At 39.6% G+C, this 22,273-nt stretch carries 18 protein-coding genes and 1 tRNA gene; 8 read left to right on the forward strand and 11 right to left on the reverse strand.

All coding sequences use genetic code 11. The features are described from left to right. Positions 1 to 39 precede the first annotated feature (39 nt). Genes ACY2A0_RS16225 through ACY2A0_RS16235 form a run of 3 tightly spaced genes read right to left on the reverse strand, consistent with a single transcriptional unit; the run spans position 40 to position 2,239 of the window. Positions 40 to 969 carry a sterol desaturase family protein gene (locus ACY2A0_RS16225; protein ID WP_461790417.1) on the reverse strand — a complete coding sequence of 310 codons (930 nt, stop codon included), beginning with the start codon at positions 967 to 969 and terminating at the stop codon, positions 40 to 42. 5 nt (positions 970 to 974) lie between these two features. Continuing rightward, positions 975 to 2,033: a 3-dehydroquinate synthase gene (gene aroB, locus ACY2A0_RS16230; RefSeq protein WP_461790418.1), complete on the reverse strand. Its 1,059-nt coding sequence runs from the start codon at positions 2,031 to 2,033 to the stop codon at positions 975 to 977. Then, on the reverse strand, positions 2,033 to 2,239 hold the full coding sequence (locus tag ACY2A0_RS16235) for an RNA-binding S4 domain-containing protein (protein ID WP_461790419.1): 207 nt from the start codon (positions 2,237 to 2,239) through the stop codon (positions 2,033 to 2,035). The genes aroB and ACY2A0_RS16235 overlap by 1 nt, the downstream gene beginning before the upstream one ends. 94 nt (positions 2,240 to 2,333) lie before the next feature. On the opposite strand from ACY2A0_RS16235, the gene ACY2A0_RS16240 reads away from it, so the two are divergent. After that, on the forward strand, positions 2,334 to 3,518 hold the full coding sequence (locus ACY2A0_RS16240; RefSeq protein WP_461790420.1) for a proline dehydrogenase family protein: 1,185 nt from the start codon (positions 2,334 to 2,336) through the stop codon (positions 3,516 to 3,518). Between the two features lie 238 nt (positions 3,519 to 3,756). Here ACY2A0_RS16240 and ACY2A0_RS16245 read toward each other — a convergent pair whose 3' ends face one another. From ACY2A0_RS16245 to ACY2A0_RS16260, 4 genes are all read right to left on the reverse strand, one after another. Beyond that, complete coding sequence (locus tag ACY2A0_RS16245) at positions 3,757 to 4,149, reverse strand: GreA/GreB family elongation factor (protein ID WP_461790421.1); 393 nt, start codon at positions 4,147 to 4,149, stop codon at positions 3,757 to 3,759. Positions 4,150 to 4,539: 390 nt separating this feature from the next. Beyond that, entirely contained in the window at positions 4,540 to 6,816 is a 2,277-nt protein-coding gene (katG, locus tag ACY2A0_RS16250) for a catalase/peroxidase HPI (RefSeq protein WP_461790422.1), read from the reverse strand. A 108-nt stretch (positions 6,817 to 6,924) separates the two neighbouring features. Next, a complete protein-coding gene (locus ACY2A0_RS16255) occupies positions 6,925 to 7,242 on the reverse strand; it encodes an Mpo1-like protein (protein WP_461790423.1) in 318 nt (105 codons plus the stop codon). Positions 7,243 to 7,269: 27 nt separating this feature from the next. After that, positions 7,270 to 7,905: an HAD family hydrolase gene (locus ACY2A0_RS16260; protein ID WP_461790424.1), complete on the reverse strand. Its 636-nt coding sequence runs from the start codon at positions 7,903 to 7,905 to the stop codon at positions 7,270 to 7,272. A gap of 66 nt (positions 7,906 to 7,971) precedes the next feature. Here ACY2A0_RS16260 and ACY2A0_RS16265 point away from each other — a divergent pair. Further along, positions 7,972 to 8,045: transfer RNA gene (locus ACY2A0_RS16265), tRNA-Ile, on the forward strand. Between the two features lie 170 nt (positions 8,046 to 8,215). Then, positions 8,216 to 8,584 (forward strand): Arm DNA-binding domain-containing protein, encoded by a 369-nt coding sequence (locus ACY2A0_RS16270; RefSeq protein WP_461791700.1) that lies wholly within the window; start codon positions 8,216 to 8,218, stop codon positions 8,582 to 8,584. Positions 8,585 to 8,868: 284 nt separating this feature from the next. Here ACY2A0_RS16270 and ACY2A0_RS16275 read toward each other — a convergent pair whose 3' ends face one another. Together ACY2A0_RS16275 and ACY2A0_RS16280 are read right to left on the reverse strand one after the other, a co-directional pair. Next, on the reverse strand, positions 8,869 to 9,414 hold the full coding sequence (locus tag ACY2A0_RS16275; RefSeq protein WP_461791701.1) for a hypothetical protein: 546 nt from the start codon (positions 9,412 to 9,414) through the stop codon (positions 8,869 to 8,871). Positions 9,415 to 9,420: 6 nt separating this feature from the next. Beyond that, entirely contained in the window at positions 9,421 to 9,657 is a 237-nt protein-coding gene (locus tag ACY2A0_RS16280) for a hypothetical protein (RefSeq protein ID WP_461791702.1), read from the reverse strand. A 194-nt stretch (positions 9,658 to 9,851) separates the two neighbouring features. Here ACY2A0_RS16280 and ACY2A0_RS16285 point away from each other — a divergent pair, with 194 nt between their 5' ends. Continuing rightward, positions 9,852 to 10,232, forward strand: coding sequence for a helix-turn-helix domain-containing protein (locus tag ACY2A0_RS16285; protein ID WP_461791703.1), 381 nt, complete (start codon positions 9,852 to 9,854; stop codon positions 10,230 to 10,232). A gap of 538 nt (positions 10,233 to 10,770) precedes the next feature. On the opposite strand, the gene ACY2A0_RS16290 is transcribed toward ACY2A0_RS16285, so the two are convergent. Together ACY2A0_RS16290 and ACY2A0_RS16295 are read right to left on the reverse strand one after the other, a co-directional pair. Beyond that, the gene (locus ACY2A0_RS16290) at positions 10,771 to 12,411 is read right to left on the reverse strand and encodes a serine hydrolase (protein ID WP_461790425.1); all 1,641 of its coding nucleotides are present in this window, start codon (positions 12,409 to 12,411) and stop codon (positions 10,771 to 10,773) included. A gap of 47 nt (positions 12,412 to 12,458) precedes the next feature. Next, positions 12,459 to 12,803: a DUF6249 domain-containing protein gene (locus ACY2A0_RS16295; RefSeq protein ID WP_461790426.1), complete on the reverse strand. Its 345-nt coding sequence runs from the start codon at positions 12,801 to 12,803 to the stop codon at positions 12,459 to 12,461. A 116-nt stretch (positions 12,804 to 12,919) separates the two neighbouring features. Here ACY2A0_RS16295 and ACY2A0_RS16300 point away from each other — a divergent pair, with 116 nt between their 5' ends. From ACY2A0_RS16300 to ACY2A0_RS16315, 4 genes are all read left to right on the forward strand, one after another. Beyond that, the gene (locus ACY2A0_RS16300) at positions 12,920 to 13,495 is read left to right on the forward strand and encodes an RNA polymerase sigma factor (protein ID WP_461790427.1); all 576 of its coding nucleotides are present in this window, start codon (positions 12,920 to 12,922) and stop codon (positions 13,493 to 13,495) included. Next, on the forward strand, positions 13,492 to 13,818 hold the full coding sequence (locus ACY2A0_RS16305; protein WP_461790428.1) for a hypothetical protein: 327 nt from the start codon (positions 13,492 to 13,494) through the stop codon (positions 13,816 to 13,818). The genes ACY2A0_RS16300 and ACY2A0_RS16305 overlap by 4 nt, the downstream gene beginning before the upstream one ends. 725 nt (positions 13,819 to 14,543) lie before the next feature. Further along, positions 14,544 to 21,581, forward strand: a complete 7,038-nt coding sequence (locus ACY2A0_RS16310) for an FG-GAP-like repeat-containing protein (protein WP_461790429.1) — start codon at positions 14,544 to 14,546, stop codon at positions 21,579 to 21,581. Next, positions 21,578 to 22,264: a hypothetical protein gene (locus ACY2A0_RS16315; protein ID WP_461790430.1), complete on the forward strand. Its 687-nt coding sequence runs from the start codon at positions 21,578 to 21,580 to the stop codon at positions 22,262 to 22,264. Before ACY2A0_RS16310 ends, ACY2A0_RS16315 begins: the two co-directional genes overlap by 4 nt. Positions 22,265 to 22,273 lie beyond the last annotated feature (9 nt).

A 22,273-nucleotide genomic window follows, 5' to 3' on the forward strand; every position in this document is an offset into this window, starting at 1 on the left:
TTATTTTGTGGGTTTTGAACCGAAAAACGAAATGGTATTTTAACCAAAATTCTTAATACTGTTACCTATCGTACTGGTGGCTTTTTCTGTTTCCAGCAATTCTTTTTGCATTTGTTTGGCAATTTTCGAACTTCCATCGTGGCTCCAACCCGGTGGATTAAAAATATAGCCCAACTTATTCCAAAATGTAGGTGCATTTTTCACATCCTTACTTAAAGCAATAAATTCATGGAAAATGATATTGATTGCTCCGGTATCCGTTGGTGGTGTAGTCAGCCCGTATTTTATCTCGTCTTCGGGCAGCTCTTCTTGAAAAGTACCAAACATTCTGTCCCAAAGAATCAATACCATGCCCATATTTTTATCTAAATAACGGATATTACAAGCGTGGTGAACACGATGATGCGAAGGCGTAACGAAGATATATTCGAAGATGGGATGAAGCTTTCCGATGGCTCTGGTATGTACTAAATTACCATAAATTTGCGTAATGAGATAAGCAAAAAGGATATCCATTGCGTGAAAGCCCATAAAGGCTAAAGGAAGATAAAAAAATACCCTATACAAAGGCTCAAAAACCGTAGAACGGAAACCAGTTGTTAAATTGAAATGCTCCGAAGAATGGTGGGTAACGTGCATAGCCCAAAAAAATCGAACATAGTGGCCAGTAGTATGCAAAAGCCAATACAGGAAATCTTGCATTAATACAAGTGCCACCCAGTATAACCACGCATTGCGTATTTGGAACCATCTGAATTGGTAGCAGTAATCTAACAAATAAAATGTTGCAAACTTCATGGTCAAGTTTACCAGCACCGCACAAAGCATGAGATAGACGTTAGTCCAAGTATCCTTTTTCGTGTACAGTTTTTTATCATGCGAATAGCTGAAATACATTTCAACTATGGTAAGTACAATTACGAAACTAAAAAGTGTGCCTACCGAAATATCACTTCCCGTAAACGTCATATGATTTATAAGCTATTGTAATACAACAAACTATTGATGATGTCTTCTCTGGTTACCTTACAGTTATAGGTGCATTTGCCAATTTGCTCTAAAAGAGAGAATAGGATAAATCCATCTTCATTCTTCTTATCACTCTGCATTAACGCCATCAAATCATCAAAGCTCTTTGGCTTGATTTCGTATTTTGGATATAAGGAGAGTAGATAACTTGCTATTTCGGTAAGTTCATCTTGCGATAAATTGCAGTACTTGGCAGATAAATAAGCCTCGCAAATCATCCCGATGGCAATGGCTTCACCGTGGGTAAGTGGAGATTTGTCGTTAACTAATGCGTAACCTTCTACGGCATGGCCAATGGTATGCCCGTAATTCAAGATTTTACGTAGTCCTTTTTCGAAAGGATCGGCCAGCACTACTTCATTTTTAATTTCCACAGAACGATAGATGGCTTCGGCCCCAATGTGTTCGTAATCACTATCCTTTAACTCTTGATAATAAACCGCATCAGCAATAAGGCCATGCTTAATCATTTCCGCAAAGCCTGAAAGCAATTCTCTTTGAGGAAGCGTTTGCAAAAATGTAGTTTCGATAAAAACAGCTTGCGGCAGGCTAAAGGTGCCTACCATATTTTTAACGTTGTCAATATCGATGCCTGTTTTGCCTCCGACAGATGCGTCAACTTGTGAAAGTAAAGTTGTAGGGATATTCACGAAATCAATACCGCGTTTATAGGTCGAAGCTACAAATCCGCCCATGTCGGTAATTACGCCGCCGCCCAAATTGATCATTAAGCATTTCCTATCCGCTTCGAAATCAAGTAACGTTTTCCAAATGCCAATACAAAAATCGATGTTTTTATTCTCTTCGCCGGCATCAGTTTCTATAATGTCAAAATCATCTAAATCTGGAAGGAAATCTCTAAAAACAGGCATGCAAATTTCTGCAGTATTGTTATCGGCGAATACAAATACCTTGCTGTACTTATTTGTAGAAAGTAAATCATTCAACGGTGCTAAGCCACTCTCAAAATGGATCAAATGATTGTTGTTTTTTAGCGCTTCCATTAAATTACTTCTATAGTTTTACTTAAGAACTCCACTTTATCTCCAACGCGTACCTTTAAGCGCTTGCGCTCTTCAGTTACACCGTTAACCTTTACCAAACCTTCTTCAACGATAGATTGAGCTTCGCCGCCGCTTTGAACCAACGCAGTAGCTTTTAAGAGAGCAATAAGGGGAATGAATTCACCTTCTAGTTTAAATTGTATCATGACGATGCAAATTTACGATTATTTGAAAGTCTTTCGTGTTAAGATGGCTAGTAATTTATATTTTTGCAGCGTTCTGACTAAATAAAATATAAAAATGGATGCTTTTCCAAAGCAAAAAATTGACTTCAATAACACTGAAGTTGCTTTTAAGCAAAAATCTAATGCTGAATTAAAACAAGCTTACTGGCTTTTCAAAATGATAGGGAGTAACTTCCTAACAAAAGTAGGTCCTCCGATTACCAATTTCATGCTTAATATAGGTGTTCCTATCCAGGGAGCCATTAAAGCAACCATCTTTAAACAGTTTTGCGGTGGTGAAACCATTGCCGAATGTGAGCATACCATTGAACAGCTACACCAAGGTAAAGTTGGAACTATTTTAGATTATTCGGTAGAGGGAGAAGAGGAAGAGCATGTTTTTGACTTTACCTGCGAAGAAATTATCAGGACAGTGGTACGTGCTGACGGCGATCCACGAATTCCTATCACCGTTTTTAAAGTAACTGGTATTGGTAGATTTGCATTGTTAGAAAAAATAGATGCTAAGCAAGAGCTAACGGCGCTTGAACAGGCTGAATTTGAACGCGTAAAGCAGCGCTGTGAGAAAATTTGTCGCACAGCCTTTGAAAGAGGTGTGCCTGTGATGATTGACGCTGAAGAAACTTGGATACAAGATACGATTGATTTGTTAGCGATAGAGATGATGATGAAATTCAATAAGGAAAGATTGATCGTGTTTAATACTTACCAGATTTACCGACATGATAAATTAGCTAGTTTGCAAGCAGATCACCTAATTGCTAAGGAAGCCGATTTTATTTTAGGTGCTAAGTTGGTTCGTGGTGCTTACATGGAAAAGGAACGTAAGCGTGCTGAAGAGCTTGGTTACGCTTCGCCGATACAGCCTGACAAAGCCGCTACGGATAGAGATTATAATGAATCTTTAAGTTTTTGCGTAGATCATATCGACCGAATTGGCTTTGTTTGCGGTACGCATAATGAAGAAAGCAGTAAACTATTGACCGAGTTAATTGACAAAGCTGGTATCGCCCATAGCCATCCTCATGTTTATTTTGCCCAACTGTTGGGTATGAGTGATAATTTAAGTTTCAACCTTTCTAATTCAGGTTATAATGTTGCTAAGTACGTGCCTTATGGGCCAATTAAAGCCGTTATGCCTTACTTGTTTCGCCGGGCTCAAGAAAATACATCAGTGGCGGGACAAACCGGACGAGAACTATCTTTAATCAGTAGAGAGAAAAAAAGAAGAGGGATTTAAGGCGTTTGATGTTTTCAGGTTGTAAAGTTGTAAAGTTTTGAGGTTGTAAAGTTGTAAAGTTTTAAGGTTGTAAAGTAACTTAATACTTACTAACATATTAAGTTACTTTACAATGAAATAACCTAATGCTAACCACAGCAAACCTTTAACTAAAAAGAACAGAAAACCCCAAAAACCAAGTTTTATAATCCATCGTTTTAATTTTTCTGTTCTTTCTGGTTGCATCAATTGATTTATTTTAGTGTTCGTCTTCGCGTAGTTTTCTTACCGAAATTATCTTAAATGCTTTAATTCCGTCGGGCATTTCCCATTGGATTAAATCTCCAGTTTGATAGCCTAGCAACGCAATACTTATTGGTGCAAAGATAGACACTTTTTGTTGTTTTATATTGGCGTCTTTCGGTAAAACTAGCTTAAATACAAACTGTTGATTGTTATCTGTGCTTTCTATTTTGGCTTCCGTATAAAGCGAAACTACATCCTCCGGTAGTTCCATATCGTTGTAAACTTTTGCGTTTTTCACTTCTTCCTTCAGTCGCTTCCTATTATAATCGCTCATGATGGCTTTATCAAGATGCTCGCTTAAGAATTTGTGATCGCTGGTAGATAATAAAATTGACTTAGTTTCCATGTATATAATGAAATTAAATGAATAGATAACCTCATTGCTTTAGTGCAATAGGCATTAATTATTGATCCGGTTTGGTTATTCCCCGAAATCAGTATGATAGAATGGATATCGGGGTTTAGCTAATAAAGTCTTTGCTTTGTTTTAAAGCAATAGGATTGATAGCTAGTGAGAAAGATGAAGCGTACGGCAAAATAGCGCTTGCCTTCATAACCTGTGTAGAAGGTAAAACTGAGTTTGAGCTATTTTGGGTTTGTTGCATTTTAGCAAATATGGCACTTTATATAAGAAAAGCAAAAATATAGCTTACTTTGTTACAAAGTAGATGAAAGGTTGTAAACAAAGAAAGACCGCACCTAGGGTGCAGCCTTCCTACAAATCAAAATTATGAAACTACTTTGCTAAATCAAACCGATCTAAGTTCATCACTTTGTTCCAAGCTGTAACAAAATCATTTAAAAACTTAGTTTCGGCACCGGTTTCGGCGTATACTTCGGCAATGGCACGCAACTCTGCGTTTGATCCGAAAACTAAGTCGGCACGGGTAGCTTTCCATTTAGTTTCGCCAGTTTTACGGTCATAACCTTCGTAAAATTCCTTATCGTCGCTTGAAGCTTTCCAAGCAGTGCTCATATCCAATAAGTTAACGAAAAAATCATTACTTAGTTGTTCAGGACGGTGAGTTAATACACCGTAAGAAGAACCGTCATAGTTGGCATTTAACGTACGCAGCCCCCCAACTAACACTGTTAATTCTGGAGCGCTTAGGGTAAGCAACTGCGCTTTGTCAATTAAAAGTTCCTCTGTAGACGCCTTGGTTCTTCCTTTTTTATAGTTACGGAAGCCATCGGCCACTGGTTCCATATAGCTAAATGAAGCTACATCTGTTTGCTCCTGGCTTGCATCAGTACGACCGGGCGTAAAAGGCACTTTGATTGTGTGTCCAGCTTTTTCGGCAGCACTTTCAATAGCTACACCGCCAGCAAATACAATTAAATCAGCAAGAGAAATTTTCCTGCCATCGCTTTGCGCTGCGTTAAATTCCTGTTGAATTTTTTCTAAGGTACTTAATACTGTGCCCAGCTGAGATGGATTGTTAACTTGCCAGTATCTTTGAGGAGCCAATCTGATACGGGCTCCATTTGCACCACCTCTTTTATCGCCACCGCGGAAAGTAGATGCAGAAGCCCAAGCTGTACTTACTAATTGCCCAACACTTAAGCCACTAGCTAATATTTTAGATTTTAATGCTGCTAAGTCGTTAGTGTCAACTAATGGATGTTCAACTGCTGGAACAGGATCTTGCCAAATTAATACTTCCTTAGGAACCTCAGGACCGAGATAACGTGCTACAGGTCCCATGTCTCTGTGTGTTAATTTGAACCAAGCACGGGCAAAAGCATCAGCAAAAGCATCAGGATTTTCAAGGAAATGCCTTGATATTTTTTCATAAGCAGGGTCAAAACGTAACGAGAGATCAGTAGTAAGCATGGTTGGTTTATGCTTTTTATTCGCGTCAAAGGCGTCTGGAATAATTTCTTCGTCAGTTTTAGCAACCCACTGGTGCGCACCACCCGGACTTTTAGTAAGTTCCCATTCGAAACCGAATAAGTTTTCGAAAAAGTTATTGCTCCACTGTGTAGGAGTTTTGGTCCAGGTTACTTCCAAACCACTGGTGATGGTGTCGGCACCTTTTCCAGTTCCAAAGCTATTGTTCCAGCCAAAACCTTGGTCTTCTAAACCTCCAGCTTCAGGTTCTTTACCCACATGATCAGACGACGCTGCTCCGTGTGTTTTGCCGAAAGTGTGACCACCTGCAATTAGAGCAACAGTTTCTTCATCATCCATGGCCATACGGGCAAAGGTTTCTCTAATATCCCTCGCTGCTGCAATAGGATCAGGGTTACCATTTGGACCTTCAGGATTAACATAAATTAAGCCCATGTGAGCAGCCGCCAAAGGTTTTTCCAAATCATGAGAATGTGTTTCGCCATTAGCATCATCATCAGAAACTAAAACACCACGGGCAGCTACGCCTTCGGCACCGCTAGAATAACGTTCATCATTACCTAACCAAGTAGTTTCTGCTCCCCAATATACATCCTCCGCTGCTTCAAAGACATCTTCTCTACCTCCGGCAAAACCAAAAGTTTTAAAACCCATCGATTCTAATGCAACGTTTCCAGCCAATATCATTAAATCGGCCCAAGAGATTTTGTTGCCATATTTCTGTTTGATAGGCCAAAGTAACCTGCGTGCTTTATCTAAACTCACGTTATCAGGCCAGCTATTTAGTGGTGCAAAACGCTGTTGGCCTTGTCCGCCGCCGCCACGTCCATCGCTTACTCGATAAGTGCCTGCACTGTGCCACGCCATACGGATGAACAAACCTCCGTAATGTCCGAAGTCTGCAGGCCACCAATCTTGCGAATCTGTCATTAACTGCGTCAAATCAGTTTTCAACGCCTCATAATCTAAACTTTTGAAAGCTTCGGCGTAGTTGAAATCTTTATCCATTGGGTTAGATAAAGAAGAATATTGACGTAATATATTCAGCTTAAGTTGTTTAGGCCACCAATCTCTATTTCGGGTACCGCTTCCGGCTACATTGCTATGCATCGTGCCATTGTGAAATGGGCATTTGCTGATGTCTGAACCTTTTTCTTCCATTTTTAAAATTATTGAGTTAGCATTGAGTTAATTTTCAATTGAACATAAAGGTAGGTGGTATGCACTAAAGTATCAAAGTGCTTTTATCTATGAGGTGATAGGCAAAAACTATTTGACCTTGAATGGTTGTTTGCCATTTAGCAATTCCCAAAAAAGGATGAAGTCGCTGGCTAAACTGTAAGCAGGGTATTGAAATGTGGCTGGTTTGTTTTTTTCGAAAAAGAAATGTCCAATCCAGGCGAAACCATAACCTAGAAAAGGTACGGCAAGTAGAAAACGCCAATCATGAAATAAAACACCACCTATAACAGATAGCACGACTAAGGCAGTACCAATGAAGTGCAGTACACGACTGGTGGTGTTTTGATGTTCACTTAAATAAAAAGGGTAGAACTCCTGTAAGGATTGATATTTTTTAACGCTCATACTTCTGTCGTTTTACCCTTAAATATACTATAATAATTGGTGATGCACTAAGAAATCACGCAATTTTTCGGGATGAACGTTCATAAGTAAAGTATGTAGGCCGGCTTTTTTAGCACCTTCAATATGCTGCGGACTGTCGTCGATGAATAGCGTCTCTTCAGGATTTAAGTTATTCTCTCTAATTACCATTTCAAATATCTCTACATTTGGCTTTCGCATGGATGTATCTTGTGAAAAGTAAGCACGTTCAAAAAAATCATCGTAGTTATTGAAACCAAAGTCTTTTTGTAAATACGCGATGATCCAATCGAAGTGTATTTTGTTGTTGTTGCTCAGCAAAAATGTGCGGTATTTTTGTTTTACTTCCAATAAAACATCGTGGTTATTACCAGATACACCAAGAAGGAGGCTATTCCAAGCATCATCAATTTGCTGATCGGTGAGCTGCATTTGGTTGGCGGCCTCTCTGATTCCATCTCTAAATTGAGCCGGGGAGATGCTTCCAGTTTCAAAATCGTCGAATAACTGGTTGTGGCCTTTATGAGCAAAGAATTCGTTAACGTTGGGTATACCTAATTGTGAAAGAGCATTTTGTGTTCTAATAAAATCAATAGCGAATATTACGTTGCCGTAATCGAAAATAATATTTTTAATTTTTTCCATTTTTGTGTTCGAAAATTCGCTGCAAATATGTAACATTGCACTCGCAAAACCTAATCGGTTTTCGCCGGGCCTATAGCTCAGTTGGTTAGAGTAGAAGACTCATAATCTTTTGGTCGCTGGTTCGAGCCCAGCTGGGCCCACAATTTTTAGATAAATCCGCCCTGAATGATATTTCTGGGCGGATTTTCTACTTCAAAAGTGCTGCAAAATTTAACAGAATGGCTAATACAGCCTGTTGTACTGCAAAAGAATGCGCACGATGAATTCACCACAGCAAAGAATTACATATCAGATAAAGCCTTATCCCAGAATGCAAAAAAAAACAGGGAAGCACCCTTTTGGCTTGCAGATAGTGATCAATGGAGACGCACGAATGTTGCCGATAAATATAATTTGGTACGCCCGCGATTTCGATTCTAGAACCGAGACTTTTAAGTTCAACGATGAGCACCCAGACATTGTTAGAGATCTTAATCTAATTGTAGGGAAGGAGAAGGCGAGGGTAAATGATATACTCACACGTTACCGATTAACCAACAAAGTTCTCACATTGAAACAGTTCAGGTGGGAATTCAGCAACTACACAAGCAGAGAAAATGTGCATGAGTGGTTAAAGTGGGGGATATTCCAAAAGTGGCCACCTTTTTTTTCTCCAAAGTGGCCACCTATTACGCTCTAAAGTAGCCACCTGATTTCGCTTAAAAGTGACCACTTGACTGATTTTAAAGGGTTTTAAGCATTGAGATTGTTGTTCTGGATTGATGTGTAGTCACTATGTTTTACATGCTTTAGAGCTTCTTAAACTTATCTAAAATCGAAAGATTGTTGCCTGTTCCGATGTAGTTGAATTCTTGTTCTATATTCTGTTGATAAACGGAGTAGATGTGGCCTTTTGCGTAGCAAAAGAGGTTTGGAAAGAGTAGCTACTGGAAATTCCCTGGATCCCAGATTATGAATATCGTATTACCGATGGGATAGGTTCGCAAAGGCTGAACAATCGGTTTGGTGGCCAGTTTGGAACGAAAGATGGTGGTTACTTTTGACGAAATCTACAGATATACCAAGTTCAATCGCTATTTGTCTGTCTGTGTACTCCTTACCAATTAACCTGGTTACTTCTATTTCCCTCGGACTTAGCTTACCAAACTTCACCTTTAAATGAATTGTGCAAAGCTTTCCTTTGTACGGGCATGTATCTTTGATGCCGCATTGATTATGGTATTCTGGCTCGTGCAGCTCATGTGTATGGTTAAAATCTGCAACTAGGTCGAACCCAGCATACATACAGAAAGTAAACCTTTCCAACCGTTCCCCCTCAGGAACCTTCCACTCAATTAAGCAAGCGGTAGCTTGAATATCTTGAGACATTTTCTTTTCCAAGGCTCTCAAAAGCTGTGGAGGAAAGTCATCGAAGCACAGACGCTCACCATTTGATAGGCACCATACTTTAAAATTTTCACCGAATATTTCACCGTTTACATCAAGTAGACCAGGGGGAAGAGCTTGCATGAGTTTTTAGATTTTTTCGATTTCAGCTTCTAGTCCATTAGATTTTTCTTTTGCTTCCTTAACTACTTGTAGAGCTGCAGTTATAACATCTTCGTTATAATACATATCGGTTTTTGTGTTAAAAGCGCGTTCGATTTGCTTCCGGGTTAAACTTGGAAGCTTTGCTTTGATCAGATCATATCCGTGACTGACCGACTTAGGCAATTTGCCTTTTAGTTTCTGACGATTTTCGTATGATACCATTACAGTTATATGTGATTGTTTATTATTAATTTTTATCCTTACTTTGTGCTTGTGTCAGACTTAGCGCAAACCTCAATGAGGCTTGGAAAATACTTTCCAAAGATTGGAAAAAGTTTTCCAAATGGAAATTATTTTCCATTAAATACCTCTATTTATTTATTAAGTATTTGATTATCAAAGAGAAAAATTTTTCCATGAATGTAATTAATCAGTTGATCGCTCAATGTTTGAGTGGGTTAAGCACTAAGCAAAAGGAGGAGTTGGCCCAGAAGTTGAACGTTACCCGCAAAACTTTAGATAACATCAGTAACGGAAAGTCATCACCTGACTTCAACACCGTCACCAAGTTAGGCGATGAGCTTAAGATTGATTTGTTAGATAGATGGAAGAGTGCTAATGGCAGGAGCAGTGATCCTAACCAAGAGAATGAGAAGCCGGCAGCCTATGAGATGAGGAAGCCAATGATTAAAGTTGGATTATCCGTGAATGTAGATGAACAATCTACTGCCAGCATCAATGATTTTTTCTCAGACCTTAAGTTTTTATGTATCAAATATGGATACACATTAGACTAAATTTTATGTTTTTTGCGGTTGCTGCTGCAAAACTTTTTATAACTATTTGATTAATAACGCAGTATAATGGCAATTTTAGACCAGCTGGGCCCACAAACGTCCTTCACCATATTGTGAAGGACGTTTTTATTTTTAGCCTGTTTCTTAGGGTTCGATTAAAGGAAAATGGAGGCCTACTTTGGTTCGAGCCTTGTCGGGGTAGCTATACAAAAGTGAACTTAAAGTTTATTGCTTACTTTATCGTTTTACCTAGTTGGTTTTCATTAAAGAGCGTTAATTTATCCAAGTTGATGGTTCGAGGTCAAGTTCTTTAGATTTTTATATCTGCTACTTGTCGTAAGATACCATTATTTGTATTTTTTAAAATTTTGCGCTATAACTAAATTTTGATAGGGATAAAGCCCGTTTAACAGGGAGATTTTGATCCGAACTCAATACGGGTTCTTTATATGAATGCCTAAAATCGGAACTCAAGTATTATAGCTAGTGAACACAAAAGTGCCATAATAAAACGAACTGTTTTGATATTCTTTCTCCACTATAGCTTTTTTGCCCTCATTTCACTATTCTGTATTTTTGTAACAGAAATAGTTTGACCAGATTTATCTAGGTTAAAGATAACTGTCGCATCAATGTCATTGGCATAAAACTTATTTTCCTCGAAAGGCGTGAGCTCTTTTTGATCATTCCCTACGCGGCCAAACAGCTTGCCGTTTTCTAAAACAACTTCAAAAAGCATATTGGGTTCAAAAAGATATTTGCCAGTATAACGATTCAGAACTTGGCTTGAAATGTTGATTCGATTGATTAGAGGTATTTCCTTGCTTTTTTTCCATATTGAAGTAGCACCAGTGCCTTTAATTTGATATCCGTTTATTGTCCCTTTATCATCTCTTTGAAACATTAGAGAATTAAGGCTATTCTCTAATAAGAAAATATCTGTACCGTATGGGATTAAGCGTGTCTTGCCGCCACCTTTATGATAATACATTAATATGCCATCTTGATTAGTGATAAAACGCTCCCCTTCATAGGGATTACTGTATACCGCTTGATATTGTTGCAAACCAGTGGATTCTATAACTTTCGTATTAAATATGTATGGCCTATCTAAAGCAATTGCTGCAAGTTTAGCTACCGCAATATCCAGATCACCAATATTCTCATAGTTAGCTAGTATTGAAACAAAAATTTCCTCAGTAGGTAGATAAATCACATCTGTAAAAAAGCCATTCACAATACCGTTGTGCTTTATCGCTTTGCTACCTTGGATATTTCCAATTTCCCAACCAAAGCCATAACCAGTTTCTTTACCATTTGCCAAACGACCTGAAGTATGTGCTAATTCAAGACTAGCTCTGCTGATCACTTTTCCATCTTCCAGACCATTGTACCATTTTAACAGATCACCAGTTGTTGATAATAAAGATCCTGCAGCATAAGGCAAAGTCATGCTTAAAAAATCTGAATTCTCATAGCTGCCATTTCTTTTCCGATAGCCTGAAATTCTTTCAGAAATTACCTTCGAACGCTCGTCGTAGTAAGAATTGCTCATTTGCAGTGGCTCGAATATATTTTTTTGCACATATTCGCCATAGCTTTTCCCACTCAGCTTTTCAATGATGTAACCTAAGAGAATGTACCCTGAGTTGCTGTATTTGTAATCACTGCCAGGTTCAAAATCCAACGGTTGATCTTTGAACAAGTCGATTAGCTCTTTTGGAGAGCGGTCCTGACGCTTCAGATTTTCATTGAACGTAGATAGAGCGGTATAATTTTTTATGCCAGAAGTATGTGTGAGCAGATTTGCAATGGTAATTTTTTTGCCATTAAGAGGATAATCAGGGATAAACTTAATTAACTCATCTTCTAGAGAAAGTTTACCTTCTTCAAGAAGCTTCAGGATGCATACCGCAGTAAATTGTTTGGTAATAGAACCTAGTCGGAATACATGTTCTGTACGCATCGGTACATTCAGCTCCAGATTTGCCTTACCATAGGCCTTGTTGAAAAGAACTTTTCCAGCCTTTGATATCAATACCGTTCCACCTGGCCCGTCTTTTGGAAAAATGGTACTGAGTAGCGAATCATAGGTTTTTAATTCGGGTTGTCCATATGATGGAATTTGAAATGCTGCGCTAAAAAAAAGGCATAGTAATAGCCTGAATAATGTTTTCATTGTTCAATTGTTGGAATTTAAAAATCTGAATTAATTAAAAATGGTATTTAGTCTTTACGTTTTTCGAATATTGACTTTAAGATAAAGTAGCAAAGAATTAGACTGATACCTAAAAAGAAAAGTATGCTACTGGATATAACCCAAAAGCCATTTAGATTGACGAGCGTCTGTATAAGCGACCCTACAAGTATTCCTATAGCAATACCAATGCTCACCATGCCCGAGGTCAAAATAAAATATAGCCATTGTCCCTGCCTTTTAAACAAATCTGGCGATTGCCCAGTTTCAATTATAGCCATCCTTTCTTTGTGACGCGTTGTAAAAAAATAATATGTGATTCCGAATACTACTAGCGATATTGAAATGAGTAATGCTGCTGATGTGATTTCCATGTCTTACTTTTTATTTGTCCATAAGACTATCGATCAAAGCCATCGGTCACATTTATTTAAAATACCCAATTAAAAGACTTGTGACCAAATCATCTGTATCTTAGTCTAACATACAGATGTTATTTAAAAAGAACAGAACTCTAGACGATCATTATCTTGACAGTGCCCTTCGTGGAGAGCGAAAAGGGCTTGAATATCTGGTTAACGCCTATCGGGATATGGCATACACCATCGCCGTTAGGATAGTAGGTAGCCATGAAGATGCTGAAGAGGTAGTACAGGATAGTTTCTTGAAAGCTTTTAAATACCTCGACCAATTCAAAAGGGCTTCTAAATTTTCAACTTGGCTATATCGGATCATCTATAACACTGCACTAACTAAAATAGGAAATAAAAACAATGTGACTTTTGAATTAGAGGACGACAATGAATATGTAAGTGATGGAGAAAGTGCCTTGCAGCGTTTAACTAACTCCGACCGAAAGAAATATCTTGGCATGGCTATAGAAAAGCTCAAAAAAGAGGATCAACTAATCATTACCCTGCATTACATTGCAGACAAAAGCATTGCTGAGATAACTGAGATCATGGACATGAAATCATCAGCGATTAAGATGCGTTTACTCAGAAGTCGTAAACAGATGTACTGGGAATTGAAGAAATTATTGAAAAGTGAAATTAAAGAATTATGAAATCAAAACACAAAGAGATAGATATTCTCAAAGAACTGCTTAAGGAACATGGGGCAATTGTGCCTTCTGAAGGATTCTCTTTGAGATTGATGAATGCTGTGGTAGCTAGCTGCAAATTCAGTTATAGTAAGCAATATCGTAAACAAGAGCGGCTTGGCAAATGGATCATCTTAGTACTGGTGGCCTGCAGTTTGCTAGTCTTTGTTGAACTCAAACCATCAACCATTGTTTTGGAAATGGTTTTTCCTGTATTCTGTTTTGCAGGTGGTCTCGCTATTTTAATCTTTATGTTGAAAAAAGTAGGAAAGTTGAATCATCATTGAAATAAATCATTATAATTGAAAATCGGAGTCTATCAATCTTCTATCAGTTATTAGTAGCGCTAAGCATGATTTAAAATTTGGTTCAAGTTCTACCCAGTATCCTCGTTCTGATTCCTCCTTAAATCAATCAAACCCTTAAATCATCCATAAATCGGTTCAAGTTTTCTCTTGTATCGCCCACAAAGCTCCTTCATGGTATATTGAAGGAGGTTTTTTATTCAACTTGTTTTTCTGCCTTGATTAAAGCAAATAAAGAACTGTTTTGGTTCGAGCCTTGTCGGTTAACTACACGGAATGATGAAAAGTAAAGTTCATTCTTTCGTTCTTTTTTGTGTAAAGTATTTAATTTATTCATTCCATACTGCTTCTATCGCCTTATGCGCCTGTTCTAATCGCCGTTTTCGGCAAATCTGTAGAATAAGCTCGTTTGTTGTAGTTACGATGTCAAGTGCATTTAGACTTCGCCGAAATAACCACAACATTGGTCACCAAACCCATCACTTGGCTCTTTCAATCCATTTCGTGGTTGGGAGTTAAGAATTTAAGTAGTTGCTCTCTCCAAGCTATTTATACAAAACGCGACGATTTATCCATTTATAAGCCAATTCCTAGATAAGATCCGACGATAACAGATCGAAACAGCTATACAACCTACGGGGTTTTACGTGATTTTCTTGATTTTTGTTTTAAACGTATTGTTTTCAAATACTTATATTTGCAAACATATGAATAAACGCTTTTTCTTTTTGCTGTTGCTGCTACTTGCAATAGCAAATGTGTTTGGACAGACGCAACCCGTAATCAGCTCTTTTAGCCCACAAAGTGGTGTAGAAGGCACTTCGGTTATCATAACTGGACTTCGCTTCAGTACAGTGCCTGCTAATAATGTTGTTTTTTTTGGAGATGTAAAGGCCGCTGTAACTGCGGCTAGTGCTACAATGATTACGGCTACAGTACCTAGCGGAGCATCCAATAAGCCGATAAGTGTAACTGTCAATCGCTTGATTGCTACCTCAAATAAGCCTTTTCGTGTAACTTATCCTTCAGATAACAGGACATTTACTAATAACTCGTTTGCGCTTAGGTCTGAAGTAACTGCTAGTACCGATGCCTATCTGCAAGGCTCTGTTATGGCCACTGGTGATTTTGACGGTGACGGTAACGTAGATCTTGTATCATCAAATGCCTATGGAGTTAATGCGCTGGTGTTCAAGAATACGGGTAATGCCATTCAGCCTTTTCTTTCAAGCCCGACGATTAAAATGACGCCACCTGTTATTTTTTCTGATATGGCTACTGGAGATGTTAATGGAGATGGTAAGTTGGATATTGTCTTTGTTTCCGGTTCTTCAGTTGGTGTCTACCTTAACACGAGTAATGCGGGTTCGTTCAATTTTGCGTCTTCAGCGGTGTTTGTTAGCATTGGTAAAGACGGTGGAGCGCTCAATTTAGTTGATATCGATGGAGATGGTAAGTTGGATATTAGCGTGAGTGTAGATGGTGGTTTGTCCTTGATCAGAAATACAAGTACAGCTACCGCAATGTCATTCGCAGCTCCTCAAGTAACCAAGTTATCTATTTATGCCAATAACAATGTATGGGTGCAGGATATGGATGGTGATTTAAAACCAGATATTGTTTACGCTTATCAAAAGAAATTAGGAATTCTTAAAAACAATAGCAGTATTGGCACTTTTGCCTTCGGTACAGAAGTAACATTTGATAAGAGTGAGTCTGCTTATTTTAATTTGGCAGATGTGGATGGCGACGATAAACTTGATGTAGTGGTTTCAGAGCAGGATCGAGTGGCCATTTATAAAAATTTAAGCACCGCAGGGAACTTTATTCTGGCTGATCCCCAAACTATAGCTTCAGCTGTAAGTGGAAAAATTACGGTTGGCGATTTAAATGGAGATGGTAAGCCAGACCTAGTAGTTTCTAGCGAACTTAAGAAATTTCAGGTGTTTGACAACAATTCAACCAGTGGTACGATAGCTTTTGTTGCTGGTGAGATCTGTTATTCCAATTCATATCTTGGTAGGTTAGTAATAGCAGATTGGAACAATGATGGCAGGCTGGATTTGGGAATTAACCATGCCAGCGCCACCGCCTCAATCCTGGTCAACCAGCTAAATGCTCCAGCAATTACGGGGTATCAAATCAATCCTTCCACTGATCTTGTGAGTATCAAAGGGAAAAATTTTAAGGAGATAACAGCTGTTAAGTTTGGTGTTTCTTCAGCAGTAAATTTTACGGTGGTATCTGAAAATGAAATTACTGCGGTTTCGCCTAATCAGATGCAAGGTGTAATTTCGGTTGTTGGTAATAAGGGGACTGCTAATTTTAGTGGATTTTCCAATTACAAAGCACCTACTGTTACTTCATTTTCTCCACTATTGGGTGGCGTTGGAAGCACCGTTACAATTACTGGAAAGAACTTTAGTTCAGTGGTGGGAGAAAATAAAGTATATTTTGGTAGTGTTGTTGGTACAGTAACGGAGGCAACCTCCACCTCGTTAACTGCTGTTGTGCCAGCTGGAGCAAGCTATTCGAGATTGACGGTAGTAGTAAATGGACTAAAAACAGTTTCAAGTCAATTTTTCAGCGTTAGTTTCGGCGATGGTACGGCTGTTTTTCCCTCCGTTAATTCTTTTGCAAAATCAAATACTACGCTGCTGACTTCGAAAAATGCTGTCGCACTTTCAGTTGTTGCACTTTCTGATCTGGACGGTGACGGAAAGACAGATCTTGTGGTAGGCAAGCAGGATTACCTAGAGATGTATAACAATACTGGGGACCCTGCCGCACCATTTAAGTCAAGGCCTAGCTACAGCCTGCAATTGGAAGATTTAGATGGTCATTATCTAGCTGATCTAGATGGTGATGGAAAATTGGATATTATAAGCAGAACCACCGGCAACCAAGCCTTTAAGTCGACGATAAGCTTTTATAGAAATATAAGTAAGCTAGGTGCATTGGCATTTGAAAAGAAAGAAATTATTGGGCCAGAGTTCAATATAGGTTTGACCATGCTTAGCGGTGATATAGATGGCGATGGAAGGGAAGATTTAGTGGCGTATGGTTATAGCTCGCCGATTACGATTTTTAGGAATATAGGCGCAACTGGAGAACCTTCCTTTCGAGACGTCATCCATACTATTTATCCTGAAGATTTAAATATAGCGAGCTTTGATCGTGTTCAGTTAATTGATCTTGACGGAGACCACAAAGAGGATCTGGTAGCCTCTTACAGATCAAAAGGTAGCACTTACGGACTGATGTTGTTCAAGAATGATAGCGAAAACGGAACTTTTAATCTTGTTAAACAATATGAGTATACCAATTTGCCGAATTTCAATTTTAGGATTGCCGACTTGAACAACGATGGCCTTCCAGATATCGTTCTTACCATGACTGCCAGTTCGGCTAACGTAAAAATTTTGGAGAACAGAAGCAGTAACGGTACAATTTCTTACTTAGCGGGCAACAGTTACACCATCGGATCTTCCGGCTCGTTACCGGTTTTTGGTGATATGGATGGTGATGGAAAAGTAGATATGGTGATGCCCATCGCTGGTAACAGGTTAGCGCTGGTTAAAAACAATGGTGCAGATAACGGAATATCCTTCGGTAATATATTGGAGTTAGCTGTTGGGGATAATATAGCTTCTATAGCTATGGCTGATATCAACGGTGATGGCAAAATGGACTTGGCAGTTGTAGATCGCACCCAAACGATTGGCCAGCCTAGTAAAACGAATCTATTACTAAATATAGTTCGGCAGCCTACGCTAACTGCTGCAGAGGTTACCGTTACTGATGTGAACAATACAGTGAAATTGACCGGTACTAACTTACTAGGAGCAACGAAGCTCACTGTTGATGGCCTGCAGATAAGTACTTTTTCTGTAACTTCGGACACCGAAATATTAGCGCAATTTCCGGCTCGTATTTCTGGCACCGTCTCTGTCACAACAGCTTATGGTACAGGCAGCCTTTACGGTTTTTCTTCGAATCCCATTCCATCTATCCAATCTTTTTCGCCCATGAAGGGCCCAATCGGCACAGTTGTAACTTTGTCGGGAGCAAACTTTGATGCTGTAAAAGAAAATAACATTGTTTTCTTTGGAGCGGTTAGGGCAGAGGTACTTAGTGCAAGCACTACAGCCTTGTCTGTAAAAGTTCCTGCAGGAGCAAGCTATCTGCCAATTTCGGTAGCAACCGGCGGGCTTGTTGCCTATTCAAGTTCACCTTTTGTGGTTACCTACGATAATGGCGCAACTGTATTTACAAAACGAAATTCGTTTACGCCGAAAGAGGACATTGCCACCTCAGACGGATTATATATCGATTCTTATTTGAATTTTGCAGACCTTGATGGCGATGGTAAACCAGATCTCCTAACTGCAAATAAGTTATTTCTTAATACCGGAGATCCTAAGCGTCCTTTTACATCGACTGGTTACATTAATCTTCCTTTCAGAGGCCGTGTAATTTTTGTAGATCTTGATGGCGACGGAAAATTGGACCTAGCGAACATTGAGGCAGGGGGAGTTCGTGTGTGCCGTAATACCAGTACCGTAGGTAATTTCTCTTTTGTGACAGGTAAGCTGTTTACCGTAGGACAATCACCTTCCGATATTGTGGCAGCTGATATCGATGGCGACGGAAAGGTCGATCTGATTACATCAAATAATCAGTCAAATACGATATCTGTACTTAGAAATATTAGCTTTAATGATCAACTTAACTTCGCACCTCAACAGGACTATGCTACAGGCTCGGCACCTTGGAGCCTCTGCGTAGCTGATTTTGATGGCGATGGGAAATTTGATATCGCAACAGCTAATTTCGTTACTTATAATATTTCAGTGCTTAAAAATACCAGTGTAAAGGGGGTAGTTAGTTTTGCGAATAAGCAAGATTACTCAACTAACGATGCCACGACCAGTATTGTAGCAGGTGATCTTGATGAAGATGGTAAGCCAGAACTGGCTACTACTAGCTTTCAATATTTTTCTGGCGCCCGCGATGGTTCCATTTTTAAAAATCAAAGTTCAAACGGTACAATTTCGTTCAGTTCACGGATAAGTTATTTCCAAGATAGTAGGGAACAGCATTTAAATGCCAAGCTAGCTGATTTGGACGGCGATGGAAAAGCTGATTTGGTTGCCGTTGATCAAACTAGTGAAAATATAGTGATTTATTCAAATAAGAGTACTTCGACCATCTTGAGTTTGAGCGGACCTTCCGCAAAGCCAATAATCATGGGGCAAATAGCAAGGGATGTCGTTGTGGGAGATTGGAACCTAGACGGTAAACCAGATTTGGCGGTTAAGAGCGGACAGTGGTTGTCCATCCTGCTCAATCAAACGGGTTTGTCTACACCGGAGATCACCAAATTTAGCCCTGCTCTCGGTGGCGAAAATACGAAAGTGACCCTCACAGGTAATTTTTTTGAAAATGCTACATCAGTAAGCTTCGGCGGTATCGAAGCTAAAAGCTTTACCGTGCTGTCAACTAACACCATAGAGGCAGTGGTAGCCCAAAATTTGGGGCCAGTCAATCCGCAAGAGATCAGAGTAACTACCCCAAATGGAGTTACGGTTATAGATGGTTTTACTTATGTGCGCAAACCAACAATCACTTCATATTCGATAACTGGGGAAGCACCAAATTTTAGCATTGTTATCAATGGTTTTGATTTGGCTGGCGCAACGGCGGTGAGCTTTGGAGGTGTTGCAGTAACGTCATTTGTGATAACGTCTTCCAATAAGCTAACAGCGACGTCGCAAGTACCTGTTACTGGCGACCTATCGGTAACTACGCCTGGCGGGACAACAATATTTAAATTGGCAGATGTTTTACCAACCATATCAGCGTTAAGCACCTATAGTGCTGCCACAGGAGGTATTGTAGAGATTACAGGTACGAACTTTGACAATGTAGCCGGCGTCACTTTTGGCGGCGTAGCGGCGCAGTCGTACACACGCAATAATGCTACTAAAATAACGGCTGTAGTAGGTAATGGGGCTAGTGGCGATGTTGTGGTAAACACTTCTATCGGCTCGGCTAAAATATCAGGCTTCACCTATCTTCCGCCTCCAGTAATAACAACTTTTTCGCCTACTTCGGCAGCCACAAATCAGATGGTGACCATCAGCGGCAATAATTTCAACGCCGTATCCGCTGTTAAATTTGGTAACGTAGCTGCCACTTCATTTACAGTGGTATCGCCAACAACCATCACAGCAGTAGTAGCTAATGGTGCTAGTGGGCAGGTTGAGGTAGTTTCTACGGGTGGAACCGCCAAGTTAAATGGTTTCAGCTATCTTCCATCACCAATAGTTAATTCTTTTTCTCCAACTACAGCTATTGCAGGTCAATTGGTAACAATTACTGGAAGTAACTTTGTGAATGTAACTGGCGTAAGTTTCGGTGATGTTGCCGCTGCATCGTTCAAGGTTACCTCAGCAACTACTATTGAAGCAATAGTGGCCAGCGGTGCCTCTGGAGCAGTCAAAATAACAACCAGTGCGGGTGTGGCGACCAAATTAGGCTTTATTTTTTCTACACAACCATCAATTAGTGCAGTAAACGAACTAGTGGGCGGCAGTGGATCTCAAATTATCATCAGTGGAACCAACTTATCAGCTGTTACCGCGGTTACTTTCGGTGGCACGGCGGCAGCTTCCTTTACGATAGAATCACCTACAAAAATAATAGCTGTAGTTGCTCAGGGGGCTTCCGGGCAAATTATGGTGGCCAACGCCAAAGGGGAGAGCGCTTTTTACAACGGATTTATCTTCGTTCCTAAGCCAACCATCACCATAGTAGGCACTACGCCGTTAATTAATGATGCCAAGGCGATATTGCGGGCAAATACCGGTAAAGCTTTTAGTTATGTATGGAAGAGGGACGGGCAAACCCTCAATGGCAGTGTAGGAGATGAAATAGAGATCAGTCAAAAAGGAAGTTATACGGTGAGTATCGTCAACGGGAATTACACCACCACATCCGAAGCTGTATTCGTTGATGCCTATTTTATGTTACCTGTTAATAATTTTAAGATACAGCGCTTTGGTACAAGTTGTATAGGTGTTAATGACGGATATTTTACGATAACCACGGTAAGCTCTCAGCGCTACAGTGTTGCAGTTGAGGGAAATGGTGTAAGTAGAAAGCTGAACTTTACGAATCTACTGGATGTGAAGCAGCTTCCTGCTGGAACTTATAGTGCCTGTGTAACAGTGGAAGGACAGGCAGATTTTAGGCAGTGCTTCACTATCGTAATTCCTGAACCTGAAAAGTTAGCGGTATACGCATCGGTTACGGCAGGTGCCGATAAATTGAGGTTGCAGCTTGCCGGTGCAACTAGTTACATTATCGAACTTAATGGTAATGTAGTACGCACTGACCAGACCGAGATAGAATTGCCATTGAGAGCTGGGGCAAATACGCTTAAGGTAACTACGGACCAGTCTTGTCAAGGTACTTTTGATAAAACCATTTTTTATAATTCTACTGTATTAGTCTATCCTAATCCTTTCCGAGATAAATTGAGTGTACAGCTTCCTAGATCTTACACCGGCAAGGTGATCATTTCAATTACCGACACACAGGGAAAAATTGTTTACAAGGATGAAGTTCAAACAGGAGTGGAGCTAATTGATTTACAACTAAGCGGGCTAAATGCTGGAGTATATTTGTTGAAGGTAGTTTCAGCAACATCGGAAAACGTTCAAAAAATTATCAAGCAATGAGAAAAATAATCATATTCCTATCTATACTCGGCCTAGTTGGTTGCGGTAAAAGTAAAACGGAACCTGAATTGCTCCCGCCGGCAAAGGCAAAGTTGGTTTTTCCTGCAAAAGATGAAGCCTGCTTGTCTGGTAAGTCTGTATCTGACCGCCAAAATACGATTGATTTTTCTTGGGAGAAGGCCGATCATACTGATTCATATGAACTTGTTGTTAAAAATTTACTAACCAATAAAACGGTGAGTTTCGACGTGCTTGACAACGCCAAAACAGCCACACTTGAAAAAAGTACGCCTTACGCTTGGTATGTGGTTTCTAAAAATACAAAGAGTGATATAAAAGCAGTTAGTGACACTTGGAAGTTCTATAATTCAGGTCCTGGGGAAAGCAATTATATCCCGTATCCGGCAGAAGCGGTTGCGCCAAAAATGGGCGAGACTGTAACGCCAACCAATAATCTTGTAACGCTACAATGGACTGCCTTGGATCTTGATAATGATATTAAAAGTTATCGCCTTTACTTTGGCACGCAACCAGATCCGGCATTGTACAAGGATAATTTTACAGACAATATTTCCAAAGATATCCCTGTCAATAGCAATACCGTTTATTATTGGAAAGTGGTTACCATTGATTGGAAAGGAAATTCATCAGAATCTGCAGTTTATAAGTTCAGTGTCCGTTAGAGGGAATAA

The sequence above is a fragment of the Pedobacter sp. genome (genome assembly GCF_965249885.1).
Lineage (GTDB): Bacteria > Bacteroidota > Bacteroidia > Sphingobacteriales > Sphingobacteriaceae > Pedobacter.

Bases quoted from the DNA above. Each gene is read 5' to 3' on its own strand.
- ACY2A0_RS16225 (WP_461790417.1), bottom strand. From the start codon at position 969: ATGACGTTTACGGGAAGTGATATTTCGGTAGGCACACTTTTTAGTTTC.
- aroB (WP_461790418.1), bottom strand. From the start codon at position 2,033: ATGGAAGCGCTAAAAAACAACAATCATTTGATCCATTTTGAGAGTGGC.
- ACY2A0_RS16235 (WP_461790419.1), bottom strand. From the start codon at position 2,239: ATGATACAATTTAAACTAGAAGGTGAATTCATTCCCCTTATTGCTCTC.
- ACY2A0_RS16240 (WP_461790420.1), top strand. From the start codon at position 2,334: ATGGATGCTTTTCCAAAGCAAAAAATTGACTTCAATAACACTGAAGTT.
- ACY2A0_RS16245 (WP_461790421.1), bottom strand. From the start codon at position 4,149: ATGGAAACTAAGTCAATTTTATTATCTACCAGCGATCACAAATTCTTA.
- katG (WP_461790422.1), bottom strand. From the start codon at position 6,816: ATGGAAGAAAAAGGTTCAGACATCAGCAAATGCCCATTTCACAATGGC.
- ACY2A0_RS16255 (WP_461790423.1), bottom strand. From the start codon at position 7,242: ATGAGCGTTAAAAAATATCAATCCTTACAGGAGTTCTACCCTTTTTAT.
- ACY2A0_RS16260 (WP_461790424.1), bottom strand. From the start codon at position 7,905: ATGGAAAAAATTAAAAATATTATTTTCGATTACGGCAACGTAATATTC.
- ACY2A0_RS16270 (WP_461791700.1), top strand. From the start codon at position 8,216: ATGCAAAAAAAAACAGGGAAGCACCCTTTTGGCTTGCAGATAGTGATC.
- ACY2A0_RS16275 (WP_461791701.1), bottom strand. From the start codon at position 9,414: ATGCAAGCTCTTCCCCCTGGTCTACTTGATGTAAACGGTGAAATATTC.
- ACY2A0_RS16280 (WP_461791702.1), bottom strand. From the start codon at position 9,657: ATGGTATCATACGAAAATCGTCAGAAACTAAAAGGCAAATTGCCTAAG.
- ACY2A0_RS16285 (WP_461791703.1), top strand. From the start codon at position 9,852: ATGAATGTAATTAATCAGTTGATCGCTCAATGTTTGAGTGGGTTAAGC.
- ACY2A0_RS16290 (WP_461790425.1), bottom strand. From the start codon at position 12,411: ATGAAAACATTATTCAGGCTATTACTATGCCTTTTTTTTAGCGCAGCA.
- ACY2A0_RS16295 (WP_461790426.1), bottom strand. From the start codon at position 12,803: ATGGAAATCACATCAGCAGCATTACTCATTTCAATATCGCTAGTAGTA.
- ACY2A0_RS16300 (WP_461790427.1), top strand. From the start codon at position 12,920: ATGTTATTTAAAAAGAACAGAACTCTAGACGATCATTATCTTGACAGT.
- ACY2A0_RS16305 (WP_461790428.1), top strand. From the start codon at position 13,492: ATGAAATCAAAACACAAAGAGATAGATATTCTCAAAGAACTGCTTAAG.
- ACY2A0_RS16310 (WP_461790429.1), top strand. From the start codon at position 14,544: ATGAATAAACGCTTTTTCTTTTTGCTGTTGCTGCTACTTGCAATAGCA.
- ACY2A0_RS16315 (WP_461790430.1), top strand. From the start codon at position 21,578: ATGAGAAAAATAATCATATTCCTATCTATACTCGGCCTAGTTGGTTGC.